This is a genomic window from Ensifer meliloti, assembly GCF_030064585.1.
GTDB classification, from domain to species: domain Bacteria; phylum Pseudomonadota; class Alphaproteobacteria; order Rhizobiales; family Rhizobiaceae; genus Sinorhizobium; species Sinorhizobium meliloti.
This window is the reverse complement of sequence record NZ_CP120365.1, coordinates 362,153-376,037: the sequence shown is the minus strand read 5'-3', so window position 1 is coordinate 376,037 and position 13,885 is coordinate 362,153. Positions and strand designations below refer to the sequence as shown.

11 protein-coding genes, 1 tRNA gene and 1 pseudogene are annotated in these 13,885 nt (G+C 60.9%); 8 read left to right on the top strand and 5 right to left on the bottom strand.

The features are described 5' to 3' along the window. Positions 1-40 precede the first annotated feature (40 nt). The 4 genes from PZL22_RS08855 to PZL22_RS08840 form a co-directional block, all read right to left on the bottom strand. Positions 41-1,528, bottom strand: a complete 1,488-nt coding sequence (locus PZL22_RS08855) for a DUF1254 domain-containing protein (RefSeq protein ID WP_033048537.1) — start codon at positions 1,526-1,528, stop codon at positions 41-43. A 469-nt stretch (positions 1,529-1,997) separates the two neighbouring features. After that, positions 1,998-2,087: transfer RNA gene (locus tag PZL22_RS08850), tRNA-Ser, on the bottom strand. A 442-nt stretch (positions 2,088-2,529) separates the two neighbouring features. Then, positions 2,530-2,790 carry a hypothetical protein gene (locus tag PZL22_RS08845; protein WP_003528309.1) on the bottom strand — a complete coding sequence of 87 codons (261 nt, stop codon included), beginning with the start codon at positions 2,788-2,790 and terminating at the stop codon, positions 2,530-2,532. A 60-nt stretch (positions 2,791-2,850) separates the two neighbouring features. Beyond that, complete coding sequence (locus PZL22_RS08840) at positions 2,851-3,066, bottom strand: hypothetical protein (protein WP_003528311.1); 216 nt, start codon at positions 3,064-3,066, stop codon at positions 2,851-2,853. A gap of 450 nt (positions 3,067-3,516) precedes the next feature. Between PZL22_RS08840 and PZL22_RS08835 the strand changes: the two genes are divergently transcribed. From PZL22_RS08835 to PZL22_RS08800, 8 genes are all read left to right on the top strand, one after another. Further along, on the top strand, positions 3,517-4,557 hold the full coding sequence (locus PZL22_RS08835) for a septal ring lytic transglycosylase RlpA family protein (RefSeq protein WP_003528312.1): 1,041 nt from the start codon (positions 3,517-3,519) through the stop codon (positions 4,555-4,557). 56 nt (positions 4,558-4,613) lie between these two features. Next, positions 4,614-5,768: a D-alanyl-D-alanine carboxypeptidase family protein gene (locus PZL22_RS08830; RefSeq protein ID WP_003528313.1), complete on the top strand. Its 1,155-nt coding sequence runs from the start codon at positions 4,614-4,616 to the stop codon at positions 5,766-5,768. 57 nt (positions 5,769-5,825) lie between these two features. Then, positions 5,826-6,530, top strand: coding sequence for a dTMP kinase (gene tmk, locus PZL22_RS08825; protein ID WP_003528315.1), 705 nt, complete (start codon positions 5,826-5,828; stop codon positions 6,528-6,530). Continuing rightward, positions 6,527-7,558, top strand: coding sequence for a DNA polymerase III subunit delta' (locus tag PZL22_RS08820; protein WP_003528317.1), 1,032 nt, complete (start codon positions 6,527-6,529; stop codon positions 7,556-7,558). The genes tmk and PZL22_RS08820 overlap by 4 nt, the downstream gene beginning before the upstream one ends. Positions 7,559-7,744: 186 nt before the next feature. Continuing rightward, positions 7,745-9,295: a methionine--tRNA ligase gene (gene metG, locus PZL22_RS08815; RefSeq protein ID WP_003528319.1), complete on the top strand. Its 1,551-nt coding sequence runs from the start codon at positions 7,745-7,747 to the stop codon at positions 9,293-9,295. Positions 9,296-9,309: 14 nt separating this feature from the next. After that, entirely contained in the window at positions 9,310-10,089 is a 780-nt protein-coding gene (locus PZL22_RS08810) for a TatD family hydrolase (protein ID WP_003528321.1), read from the top strand. Position 10,090: 1 nt separating this feature from the next. After that, the gene (locus PZL22_RS08805; protein ID WP_003528323.1) at positions 10,091-10,927 is read left to right on the top strand and encodes an MBL fold metallo-hydrolase; all 837 of its coding nucleotides are present in this window, start codon (positions 10,091-10,093) and stop codon (positions 10,925-10,927) included. A 402-nt stretch (positions 10,928-11,329) separates the two neighbouring features. Beyond that, positions 11,330-12,739 (top strand): ISNCY family transposase, encoded by a 1,410-nt coding sequence (locus PZL22_RS08800; protein WP_284718591.1) that lies wholly within the window; start codon positions 11,330-11,332, stop codon positions 12,737-12,739. Here the strand turns inward: PZL22_RS08800 and PZL22_RS08795 are convergent. Beyond that, a pseudogene (locus PZL22_RS08795) lies at positions 12,726-13,464 on the bottom strand (hypothetical protein). The gene PZL22_RS08800 and the pseudogene PZL22_RS08795 sit on opposite strands and share 14 nt — an antisense overlap. Between the last annotated feature and the right edge of the window lie 421 nt (positions 13,465-13,885).

Sequence of the window (13,885 nt, the reverse complement as noted above, 5' to 3'; positions counted from 1 at the left end):
CTTGGACATGGGCGCGTTTCGTTGGGGACGCGCCCCGACCTCACTCCACCCTGACCACATCATCCGGCTTCCAGGTCTGATCGAAGAACTCGACGCCGGTTCCGTAGAGACGCAGCGCTATCAGGAAATTCCGGCCGCCGACGGTTTGGATCCAGTTCGAGTCCTGCGCGTCGGCAGGTTTTTCCGGTCCGAACCACAGGTCCACCGAGCCGTCCTGGTTCGTCGCGACCTTGTTGAAGCCGTTGATGGACGGCATCAGCTGCGGCGCTTCCACCATCGTGCCGTCGGTGATGTTGTAGGCGGTAACTGCCCAGAACAGGGCAGCCGGCGGATTGGGTGGCAAATGCAGCCTGTAGGTGCTGGAGCCGCTGAGGAACTCGCCCGCGGCATCTCGGTATGCAACCGGGTATTTGGAACCTGCCCCCAGCGTCCGCATGACCATTGCCGGAGCCGATGAATAGGCAACCTGGAAATAGCCAGCCCGCTGGTCGACATCGAGATAACTGTCCTGGAGCCATTCGGATGTGCCGCTGGCCCAGACATTTTCATACTGCCTGTCGGTGTAGTAGCGATTGCGTCCGTCCGGTCGGCCGAGCTGGCGCTGCGCCAAGATCATCTTGGGCGCTGTCTCGACCGCCTTTTTCAAGAGTTCCTGCTGCTTCCCGGTCGGCTCGAAGGGCTGGCCCTTGATGATGCCGATCGATGCCAGCACACCGCGCAGTTCGGAATCGATCGCCGAGACCGGCTCGTGGTCGACGAACTCCTTCAACTTGGTCCAGTAGGCGTTATCGACCGGATACATCATGTTGATGCGCTTGCCGCTGCCGTTAGGAAACTGCATCGGCTTGACGTCTTTCTCGGGCGTCCAAAGCGGATAGACGCGCGTCTGCTCCGCGAGCGCCACGGCGGGCTTGGGGTCCGGACCGTTTTCGCCCTTCGCCATGATCGTCCGGAAGAACAGAAAGACATTGTAGGTCTTCGCTTTGAACGCGAAGTAGCCCTGCGGAACCTCGCCGTCATAATCAGGCGGCAGCAGGAGGTAGAGGCCGCCGCGCGCGCGATCCGGTCCAATCAGTCCAACATCCGTGATCGTACGCTGGAAGAAATCGGTAAACATGCCGATGACATTGGGTGGCGCGGCGACGACGAGCGGGCCGGTTTCCTTCAGGTCGAGATAGCTCATCGAGTAGATTACGTCGGCGTTCGGTGTCGGCACCCACGTGCGCGAGTCCATCCGGTCCTTCCAGATTGGCAGGATGTTGTAGCCTTTACCGAATGTCGCCTCCGAACCGTCGCGCATACCGATCACGTTCAGCGCCGGAAGCATGGTTATGTAGGCATGGATCGCGCGTTGATAGTAGAGTTCGTCGCGCAGCGACTCCGCTTCCTCCTGCGGAAGCCAGTTGCCGTTGCCGATCTGCGTCACAAGCGGTGGTGCGGCCTGATCCTGCGCATTGACAGAGGAGGTGACGACCGTCGCCGAACAAAGCATTGCAGCGACGATCAAGTTCGCACGTTTTCTGGTCATGATTTCAACCTCGGTCGACTTCGGAAGACGCCACTGGGACGGATCGACCAAAGACTAGTACGAGCGCGAACCGTCTGGCAGTTGGACCATGGGGCAATGCGGCAGCTGGTTCGCATAGCGCGAGGGCGGGTAGCCGCCGAGAAATCCGCTTCCGTAGACGCCAGTCGCTTGTGATTGCCGCGCGGAAGACATGGGAGGCGGTGTAGAGTTGATCGACTCCGCCACTGCATAGCGGCACCCCCATTCGGGGATTTTTTGTCTGAGCCGAAAACTCCAATGTGCGAATTCAAGTGCGTGGATGCAAACAGCAACTGCTGAATGACGTCGCCCAGCTTCAGCGCCCGATGGCGGGCAATGCTGAGGTGTTTGCAGGCATAGCGAACATTGAAGGCGGATAGGGCGGAGCTTTTGAACGACAGTCCGGCACGCCCGCCAACAATGCCACGTCGGCGAGTGAGCGTCACGTTGATGGCGGACAGGGTGGGATTCGAACCCACGGTACGGTTCCCCGCACGACGGTTTTCAAGACCGTTGCCTTAAACCACTCGGCCACCTGTCCATTCCGGTTCCATACGCGATTCCCTCGCGGCTGGCATTTGTCGTTTTTGCGCCGCTAAAGTGCTGCGGGCGCAAAATGGGCGCAAATTCGAAGGCATGGCACAAGCCTTTCCTTTTGCTGTCAATCGGTTGGGCCGGGCCTCATTTTATATTTCAAGACCAGAGCCTTAAACCACTCGGCCACCTGTCCATGCCGGTGCCATACGCGATTCTTCGCGGCTGACATTTTTGGTTTTTGCGCACGCCAAAATGCTGTGAGTTTCGTGAAATTCGTTTCCGAGTTCTCGATAGACCGGCGATCGCTACCGGGCTTGCTGCCCATTCACCAACGCCTGGCTTTTTAGCAGCTTTGATCGCAGCGTCAACTTGCTCCGGAGCATTTGCGTGCATTCCAGGCGTGCCGCGCCGGCAGAGAATCGGGTGCTGTCGTGGACCCCTGATGATCATTGTATGCGACGGTTGAGAATTATCCTGAGGCGGGGGCTGGTCCGGTCGCGGCCGGATTGTTCATCCAGTCGTTCCTCCGGCGCAAATGGCGGCCAGTCGAAGTCTTCGTCAAGCGCGTCTCTGGCCTGCAGTCCATCGAGGCGATGGAGCAGGGCGATGATCATCTCGCGGTCGCTGATGCCGCTGCCGGGCGCCAAATAGGCGAACAGGTCCCTGCGACAATCCTCTATGAGCATTCTCATCTTCTCGGTGTTCATGAGCGTCCTTCCGAGGGTGCACTTGGCCGCATACGCCCATGACACGGTTGTGGGCCATCGTCACGGGCGCTGTCCGGTGTCAGGCGCTGCAGTCAGACTTCCGTCGCCTGCCCGGGGGACGTCGTACGCCGCGACGTCCCGACTTCTGCCCTCCAGAAGCGCCGCTCCGGCAAGCAGATAAACGGCAATCGCCAGCACCGACAGGAGCATTACGCCCAAGGGCAGGCCGGTTGCCGCCCGTCGCTCCGGCGGCCCATAATCGTCTCTATCGTACATTGCGAGATCCTCTCGGACGCCGGGCGGAACACGGGCAGCACGCCAACCGGTAACGGAGCCTCAGAGTTGCACCGACGGGAAGCTTCGGCCAGCTCTGAGGCCGCCGCACCCCGCGGCTGACGAGCCGTGCGGGTGCTTATTACGATATGTGTCGGCAGGGATACCCGGCAACGGGTTTAGGACCTTTGGCAGGCTCTCTCGGACTATGGTCCAGCGGCTCATTTACGTTCCGTAAACCATAGCGAGCGTTTTTTGGCGCCCCTTCGTCCTCCGGTTCGCAATTTCGCCTTGTTGTTGTCATGATTGTTCGACTGTTCCGTTTCGGGACGGCGAAATTCTCGCGGGGGGAATTACTGCACGATTGCGCCGATCCTTGCGCGTCCGGTCGGAAGCGTGAGCGCTGCAGGAGCGGAATTCGGGTGTGGCTTTGCGAATGATCTTGTGGGACAGATGACATCCAATAACGGTGCGGCATATCTTGTGAGGGGGCTCCGTCTCGCAGCGGTTCCGTTGCTTTGCGCGGTGCTTGCGGCCTGCGGATCGACATCGAGCGTCAAGAAGACCAAGTCGCGGAGCAAGGAATACTTCGCGGAGTCCGTCTATGGCGTCAAAGCCAGTCCCAGGGTCGCTACCGGAAACAACATCCCGAAGGGCGGCGGCCGCTACCAGGTAGGCAAGCCCTATCAGGTCAAGGGCAGGTGGTATCAGCCGAAGGAGGATTTCGGCTACAACAAGAGCGGGATGGCCTCCTGGTACGGGTCGGCCTTCCATGGCCGTCTGACGGCAAATGGCGAGGTCTACGACAAGCATCACCTTTCGGCCGCTCACCCGACCTTTCCGCTGCCGAGCTATGCGCGCGTGACCAACCTGGAGAACGGCACGTCTGTCATCGTGCGTGTCAACGATCGCGGCCCCTATGAATACGGCCGGATCATCGACGTCTCTTCGAAGACCGCCGACCTGCTGGACATCAAGCGCAAGGGCAGCGCCAATGTCCGCGTTCAATATGTCGGTCGTGCGCCGCTCGAAGGCAATGACATGCCCTACCTCATGGCTTCGTACGTCAGGAAGGGCGACCGTGGCCCGAGCGTGATGCCGGAAGGGCAGATCGCCTCAGGCGTGATGGTGGCTTCCAACGAGCCGTTGCGCGACATGGTTCCGAATCTCCGCGCCGTCCCGGTTCCGAATAAATCGATGCTCGATGCCGGCGTGCCGGTGAACGCGCTCGCCAAACCGGCGCAGGCCCCGGCGGCAACAAGCGCCTTCGGCGAATTCGTCGTTCTGCCGCAGATAGGGCCCATGCCGACGTCGCGCCCGCAATTGATCCCGCTGCCGGACGGCAGCATGGCCTATGCCGCGGCATATGTCGAAGTCCGCGTCAGCGACAAGCCTTCGCCCTTCGAGGCGATCATGGTCGATCGCAATCCGCTGACACCCGATTCCATCCTCGCCTATGCGAAGCGCCAGCACCGAAACGCCGACTCGCGCTGACGCCGGTTGAAGAGGGCTATTCGCGCTGATATGCCCATGAAGAACCGGAGTTTCTCATGCGCATGAAGTGGCTTGCGGTCGTAGGTTTCCTCGCGGCCGTCGTTTCGGGGCAAGCGGTCGCCCAGACGCCCGCCTTCGACACCAAAGCGAAGCAGATATATCTCGTCGATGCCGAGACGGGCACGGTGCTGTTTTCACGCGACGAAGATGCACCCGTCCCGCCTGCCTCGCTCGCCAAGCTCATAGCGATGGAGGTGGTTTTCGAGGCCCTGGATAAGGGCGAACTGACGCCCGAGACGAGTTTCGAGGTTTCTGAACACGCGTGGCGTACAGGCGGGGCCCCCTCCGGCACGTCAACGATGTTCGCCGCGATCAAATCCAGGATCCGCGTTGCGGACCTCATCCAGGGCGCAACGGTGCAACTCGCGAACGACGCATGCATTGTCCTGGCTGAGGGAATGGCTGGCAGCGAGGCTGCTTTTGCCGAACTGATGACCAAGCGGGCACGCGGTCTCGGACTGCCGGTCGCCACCTTCAAGAATGCCACGGGGCTGCCGCATCCCGAAAACAAGGTCACGATGCGCGAACTCGTCGCCCTTACGCGGCACCTATACGAGGCGCACCCGGATTATTACCGGGTCTATTCGCAGCCGGAATTCGAGTGGAACAAGATCCTTCAGCGCAACAAGAACCCTCTGATCGCCGCGAATGTCGGCGTCGATGGGTTGGCGACCGGCTTTGCGGAGGGTTTCGGCTTCTCGCTCGCCGTCTCGATGCAACGCGGCGACCGCCGCGTCTATCTCGCGATGGGGGGCCTCGAGAGTGAAAAGGAGAGAATCGAGGAGAGCCGCAGGGTCCTGGATTGGGCGATGACCGCTTTCGAGAAACGGCGCATCTTCGCCGATGGTGAAACCATCGGAGAGGCGAGCGTCTACGGCGGTGCGGATTCCCGAGTGGCGCTCGTGGCGGGCAGCCCGGTCGACGTTCTGCTGCCGGTCAAAAATCCTGAACGGCTGACGGCGCGCATCGTCTACAAATGGCCGCTCAACGCACCCGTCGCTGCCGGTCAGCAGGTCGGCGTCGTCAAGCTCTGGAACGGGGACAAGCTGCTGCGGGAAGTTCCCGTGAAGACGGCGAGGGCGGTCGAGCCCGGGACGCTCACGAGCCGGGCGATCGACGCGCTGCAGGAACTGCTGTTCTTCTGGCTGTGACAAATGCGCGTCGCGACGGTTCCTTCCGCCGGACCGATCGGCTAAACAGGGACGATAATGCACGCCGATCCGGGAATTGAAGTGTCGCTGGCCAAGGGTTTTTTCATAACATTCGAGGGGGGAGAGGGGGCCGGAAAGTCGACCCAGATGCGCCTTCTTGCGGAAGCGCTGAGCGCGCGCGGCTACCGCGTGCTCACCACGCGCGAGCCGGGAGGCTCCGTGGGCGCCGAAGCCGTTCGCCACGTGCTTCTTTCCGGCGCGGCCGAGTCCTTCGGAGTCCGCATGGAGGCGATCCTCTTTGCGGCCGCCCGCAGCGATCATGTCGAGGAGGTGATCCGGCCGGCGCTTGAGCAGGGAACGATCGTCCTTTGCGATCGGTTCATGGATTCCTCGCGTGTCTATCAGGGCGTGACGGGCAATTTGGAACCGGCTTTCGTCGAGACCCTGGAACGCGTTGCGGTGAACGGTGTCATTCCCGACTGCACTATCATCTTCGACCTTCCCGCTTCGGTCGGGCTGGAGCGCGCCCGCCGCCGCGCCGCAAACGACAGTCCCGACCGATTTGAAAAGGAACAGCTGGAGACGCATGAAAAGCGGCGCGAAGCCTTTCTCGATATTGCTGCGGCCGATCCGGAGCGTTGCCGCGTCGTCGATGCCAACCGTCCGCCGACCGCGATCGCTGCCGAAGTATTGAGTCTCGTCGAGGCGCTATTGCCCCTCGAGGGCAAGCCGCAACCCTCCAATGCGGAAGCGACGTCATGACCGCGGAACAGCCAGGTGTGCTGGAGGGGGCGCTTGCTCCCGCGACGAACAGCAAGCTCTTCGGTCATCAGGAGGCGGAAGCCTTTCTCGCGCAGAGCTACAGGTCCGGAAAGGGGCATCACGCGGTCCTGATCGAAGGGCCGGAAGGGATAGGCAAGGCAACTCTCGCCTTTCGCTTCGCCAATCATATTCTGAGCCATCCGGATCCGGCAGACGCCCCCGAAAGGCTTGCCGACCCTGATCCAGCCTCGATGGTCACGAGACAGCTTGCTTCGGGCGCATCGCACAACCTCCTGCATCTCGCGCGCCCAGTGGACGAAAAGACGGGCAGGGCGAAGGGCGCGATCACGGTCGACGAGGTTCGCCGCGCCGGCAAGTTCTTCGGCCAGACGTCGGGCACCGGAAACTGGCGCATCGTCATCATCGATCCGGCCGACGATCTCAACCGCAACGCCGCCAATGCCATTTTGAAGATGTTGGAGGAGCCGCCCCGCCGTTCGCTGTTCCTGGTGCTCACCCATGCGCCGGGAAAACTCCTGCCGACCATCCGTTCGCGTTGCCTGCCTTTGCGGCTGAAGCCTCTGGATACACAAGCCCTGCGCCAGGCACTTGCGCATCTCGGGCTCGATCTCGCCGGTCCTGACGCCGAACGGGTCCTCGCCGCGGCGAGCGGCAGCGTTTCGGAGGCGCTGAAGCTGATCAACTATGGCGGACTGGAGATCGCCGGGGCTTTCGACGACATCCTGGCAGGGCAGGGACCGGCCGCCCGCAAGAACATGCACAAGCTCGCTGACGTCCTTTCGGGAAAGGACAGCGAGACGATTTTCGATTTCTTCTCGTCGCTGCTGACGGGACGCATCATGCAGCTGGCGCGCGAAGCGGCGATCGCGGGGGACGTGGGCAGGGCCGAACGGTTCGCGAGACTCTCCAGCAGCGTTGGCGAACGCCTGGCGGTGAGCAATGCCTACAACCTCGATCGCAAGCAGACCATCCTTTCCTTGCTCGACGATCTCAAAGAGGCTTTATAGGCCGGGGCACACATGCCTCCCACGTTTTGTTGCCGTTTCCGCTCGTGTCGGTCGGGGCTGATTCCTGGCGAGATCGCGCGGCAGGGGCGACGGGGCAGGGCTTTTTCTTGCCCCGGCAGTTTCCTACCTGAAGCCTATGCGCTAATAGCACCCTTAGTTCCGATCCCGAGGATATCGAAGCCCGCTATGAGAGATACGTCCCCGTTCTACATCACCACCGCGATTTCCTATCCGAACGGCAAGCCGCATATCGGTCATGCCTATGAACTGATCGCGACGGATGCAATGGCACGCTTCCAACGGCTCGACGGGCGCGAGGTCTTCTTCCTGACCGGGACGGACGAACATGGACAGAAGATGCAGCAGACGGCAAAGAAGGAAGGAATTTCGCCGCAGGAGCTTGCCGCCCGCAATTCGGCCGAGTTCCAGAACATGGCGCGGCTGCTCAACGCCTCCAACGACGATTTCATCCGCACGACCGAACAGCGCCACCACGAGGCATCGCAGGCGATCTGGATGCGCATGGGCGAGGCGGGCGACCTCTACAAGGATTCCTACGCCGGTTGGTATTCCGTTCGAGACGAGGCCTACTACCAGGAGAACGAGACGGAGCTGCGCGGCGACGGCGTACGTTACGGACCGCAGGGAACGCCCGTGGAATGGGTGGAGGAAGAGAGCTATTTCTTCCGGCTCTCCGCCTACCAGGACAAGCTCCTGAAGCACTATGAGGAAAATCCGGACTTCATCGGCCCGGCGGAACGGCGCAACGAGGTCATCTCCTTCGTCAAGTCGGGCCTGAAGGACCTCTCCGTCTCGCGCACCACATTCGACTGGGGGATCAAAGTTCCGAACGATCCCTCTCATGTCATGTATGTATGGGTCGACGCACTAACCAACTACGTCACGGCCACCGGCTGTCTGACCGACCCGACGGGTCCGCGGGCGAAGTTCTGGCCAGCGAACATCCACGTCATCGGCAAGGACATCATCCGTTTCCACGCCGTCTATTGGCCGGCATTCCTGATGTCGGCCGGTCTTCCGCTTCCCAAGCGCGTCTTCGCTCACGGCTTTCTGCTCAACAAGGGCGAGAAGATGTCGAAGTCGCTCGGCAACGTGGTCGATCCGTTCAATCTGGTCGAGCACTTCGGTCTCGATCAGATCCGCTATTTCTTCCTTCGCGAAGTCTCGTTCGGCCAGGATGGCAGCTACAGCGAGGAGGGGATCGCGACCCGCATCAATTCCGACCTCGCCAACGGCATCGGCAATCTCGCCAGCCGTTCCCTGTCGATGATCGTCAAGAATTGCGACGGCCAGGTCCCGCTCTGTGGTCCGCTGACGGACGAGGACAAGGCGATGCTCGCCGCCGCAGACTCGCTGATCGACACCGCACGCGAAGAAATGGGCAAACAGCTCATCCATCGCGCACTTGCGGCGATCATCGCTGTCGTGTCCGAGACCGACCGCTACTTCGCAGGCCAGGAACCCTGGGCGCTGAAGAAGACCGATCCGAGCCGCATGGCAACCGTGCTCTACGTCACGGCGGAGGTCGTTCGCCAAGTCGCGATCCTTCTGCAGCCCTTCATGCCGGAATCGGCCGGAAAACTCCTGGATCTCGTCGCCGTCCCGACCGACCGCCGCGATTTTGCGCATCTCGGCGAAGCCGGACGCCTCGTCTCCGGGACGCCGCTCGAAGCACCCAAGCCGGTCTTCCCGCGCTATGTCGCGCCGGAAGCCTGAGTGAAGACGAAACCATGCTGATCGACACCCATTGCCACCTGGATTTTCCGGATTTCGAGGCCGAGCGCGACGCCATCATCGAGCGCGCGCGCGACGCCGGCGTGGGGCAGATGGTGACGATTTCGACCCGGGTGAAACGATTCGACACGATCCTCGCGATCGCCGAGAGATATCCGAACGTCTTCTGTTCCGTCGGCACGCATCCGCATAATGCCGATGAGGAACTGGACGTGACGGCCGACGATCTCGTTCGGCTCTCCGCCCATCCCAAGGTCGTCGCGATCGGCGAGGCGGGGCTGGATTATTTTTACGACAACGCGCCGCGCGACGCGCAGGCGGTGGGCCTGAGGCGGCATATCGCGGCAGCGCGAACAACCGGACTGCCGCTCGTCATACATAGCAGGTCGGCCGACGACGATATGGCTGCCATTCTAACCGAGGAATCGGGGAAGGGCGCCTTCCCCTTCCTTCTCCATTGCTTCTCGTCCGGCCCGGACCTCGCCCGGATCGGCGTCGAGCTCGGCGGCTATGTGTCCTTTTCGGGGATCCTGACTTTCCCTAAATCCGAGGAACTGAGGGACATCGCCAGGACGGTCCCGCGCGATCGGATGATCGTCGAGACGGACGCGCCCTATTTGGCGCCGAAGCCGTTCCGAGGCAAGCGCAACGAACCGGCCTACGTGGCGCACACGGCCGAGGTGCTGGCGCAAGCCATCGGGGTCTCCAGGGAGGAGATTGCCGAAATCACGACCGAAAACGCCTTCAGGATCTTCTCGAAGATGCCGAGGCTTTGAAATGGCGTTTCGGCGGGCCTTCACCATTCTGGGCTGCGGCTCGTCGCCGGGCGTGCCGCGCATCACCGGTGATTGGGGCGCCTGCGATCCGTCGAACCCCCGCAACCGTCGCATGCGGGCGGCCCTGCTCGTAGAACAGTTTGCGCCGGACGGCGGCAAGACGACCGTCGTGATCGACACCGGCCCGGATTTCCGCGCCCAGATGATCGCGGCGAATGTACGCCACATCGATGCCGTGCTCTACACCCATGCCCATGCGGACCATCTGCACGGGATCGACGATCTGCGCGGTTTCGTCATCGAAAATCGCAGGCGCGTGCCGATCTGGGCCGATGCGTTCACGATGGCCCGTATTCGCGACGGCTTCCGCTATTGTCTGGAGTCGCCGCCAGGCAGCGGCTATCCGCCGATCGTCGAGCCCTATGTGATTCCCGACGACCTGCCGCCGTTGACCATCCATGGAGCCGGCGGGCCGATCTCGTTCGAGCCGCTGATGCAGTTTCACGGCAACGTCCATTCGCTCGGCTTCCGCATCGGCGGTTTTGCCTATTGCAGCGACGTCAGCGACTTTCCGGTGGAAACGGTCTCGAAGCTCGGCGGGCTCGATCTGCTCGTCATCGACACGCTGCAGTACAAGTTTCACCCGAGTCACTTGTCCCTGGTGCAGTCGCTCGTGTGGATCAACCGTCTGCAGCCGAAGCGCGCCGTACTCACGCATATGCATGTGCCGATGGATTACGAAACCGTATGCGGCGAGACGCCGGATCACGTCGAGCCGGCTTACGACATGATGCGCCTGGAGTTCGATATCGACCTGCCGACGGTGGATGACGCATAAAGTCTCATATCAGCGATTTTCTCTAAGGCACTGATCCGATGCGGCTTACATCGGTTCTAAGTCATGTCGAGATTCATCTTATGACGCCGGTTGCTGCGAGATGGATGATGACGTTTCTCCTCGTCCTCATCTCTGTGCTTGTCACAGAGATCCAGCAGCGCCGCGTCTGCGGTGCGGGAAGAGTTCTTTCAGCCCAAGGACTTGGTCTGGCTGGATCCCTGTGACAAGCACAAGGGATGAGGAGATCAAACAAGCCGCGGCGGGTATCCCGAATCTCGACAGGCCTTAGTTCCATAATCTATCTTATGTGATCCCCCTATGTAGCCGCAAAGTTAAAGTGTCCTGTTTCTGCAATGTAAGAATGTCACTCTCCCCGGGTTTAGATGACCTGGGAGATTGCGGATGGGATTGATTGCGATGAGCGAGCGTGATCTGCAGCGGATTGAGGTTTTGTCGAAGGTCATCGATGGTCGGATGACGCTGGTAACGGCCGCTCATGTTCTGGGGTTAAGCACGCGCCAGGTGCGTCGACTGCTGGAGCGGATCCGGACGGATGGTGCCGCATCGATCCGGCACAAGGCGATCGGTCGGCCATCGAACAACCGGATCAGCGACGGCGTTCGGGATTATGCAGTGACGCTGGTTCGCGAACGCTATGCCGACTTTGGTCCGACGCTAGCGGCAGAGAAGCTTGCCGAGCGCGATGGCTTGCGGGTGTCGCGCGAGACCTTGCGCAAATGGATGTCGGAGGCCGGACTTTGGCTGTCGCGCAAGCAGCGGCGCACCTTCCACCAGCCACGATTGCGACGCGAGGCCTATGGCGAGCTGGTGCAGATTGATGGATCGGAGCACCGCTGGTTCGAGGATCGCGGTGATCCATGCTCGCTGCTGGTGTTCATCGATGATGCGACCGGCAAGCTGATGCAGTTGCGTTTCGTGCGCTCGGAAAGTGCGTTCAGCTATTTCGAGGCGCTGGAGCTTTATCTCAAAAATCATGGTGCTCCGGTCGCCTTCTATTCCGACAAGCATTCCGTGTTCCGGGTGGCGAAGAAAGACGCCAAGGGCGGCCAGGGCATGACCCAGTTCGGGCGTGCGCTTTCAGAGCTAAACATTGAGATTCTTTGTGCAAATTCGAGCCAGGCGAAGGGCCGTGTCGAGCGGATGAACCGGACGCTGCAGGACCGTTTGATTAAGGATCTGCGCCTGGAGGGCATCTGTGGCATGGACGACGGCAACGCCTTCCTGCCTCGGTTCATGGAGGGCTATAACCGGCAGTTTGCCATTACCCCTGCCCGACCTGATGATCTGCATCGGTCGCTGAATCTTGCCCCGGATCGGCTCAAGGAGATCCTGTGCAAACGCGAGCAGCGCTACGTCGGTGCGCAGCTGACGTTTTCGTTCGAGCGCCAGCGGATCATGCTTGAGGAGACCGAGGTGACGCGCGGGCTGGTCGGTCGCTATGTCGAGACCTACGCCTATGCCGACGGCCGGCTCGATGTGCGGTGGAAAGGCCATTCCCTACCCTACCGGGTATTCGACAAGGACCAGCGGGTGACGCATGCGGCGATCACCGAGAACAAGCGGCTCGGTGATGTCCTGGCCTACATCAAGGCGCGCCAGGACGAGCGGCCGGCGCCGAAGGTGAAGACCAACAGCGAGAAGATCGGCTACCGACCGCGTGGCCGCAAGCCGGGCAAGCGGACGGATTTCATGACCGATCCAGCGGTCGTTGCTCGGCGGCGGCAGGCACTTTCCCGGCAAAGTGCGGTGGAGCAAGGGCAACCCTACCCGGCACAGTTCAATGGAGAATAAACTCGGAATGCATGTCTGATTCCAACTTTAAACAGGCAGGCCACAAGGGTGTCTTGTGGTAGGTTCCGTGCTGCCAAATAGTCAGCCCCCTCGCGTTCTTCGTGCAGCAATCCCAGCCAGCACAGCGGGCGAATGATATCGTAGCGGAGCGACGACCTTTCCGCCCAGGTTTCGACAGTCATTTCTGCCGGCTCCGGGTACGATTCGCTCGGGTATAGCTCGTTCGCCAGGTCGTCCAGCGAACAGCCCGTTTCTGCTTTCATATTGATAAGATTGAGAAAGACGTGCCACCAACGCATCCGATTGCGGACAGCCTCCTGCGTCTGCCCGTGGTGGATATAAGCATAAAGATAATCCGTCGCGATCAGATCGAAGAAGGCCTGCGGTCTCGCCAAAAAGTCCTGGCCACGTTTTGTCGGCAGCACGACGTCTTTTTTCCGGCGAAGAAGCTTTAGATGTCGGACCATATCCCGCACCACCCAGAGCGGCGGCATGTCGGCTTCATTGAGGACCTTATTCATCCTGTACAGGTCTTCGGATGTGTACCCGGGCCAATCGAAATGAACGGCGGCCCAGTGCACGAACTTGCGGTTCATGGCGCCCGTCGCTGTTAATCCAATGCCATTGTGAGTGTCGGCATAGGATATCGTCACGATCATCCCGCGAAGCAGCGGCGACAGCGCGGCTACATCGACATCACCCATCAGCCTGATTTCCGGAAGCATCGCGAGATCCTGGCCCTGCACATACAGCTGCCTGCAACATCTACCAGGAACGCAATAAATGAAACTGAGAAAGCTAAAGCCGAAGGGGTGCCCTTCACCCGCCCCCTCCCTTCCCTTGCAACCCGATCCAGCCGGTCCGGTCGGGGGCTTGGCTCAGTGCCAGTGGGGATGTCGCGTGTCGCATTTCTAAATGGTTGGTGACGCACCCAAAGTGACATTTCAACTTTGCGCCGGAGCGGACATTTCAACATGGCCGCCACACCCCCCTATATAGCTGGGGTACATTCTATTTCCAAGTGCGACATGCCAATAAAAACAATGGCTTACCCCCTTCTAGATTTTTGCATGTCGCAGTGCTATTTGCAGCTCACCCGACCCACCCTACCTTGCAAGCCGGACCAGCCCGTAACATTCTACTTGG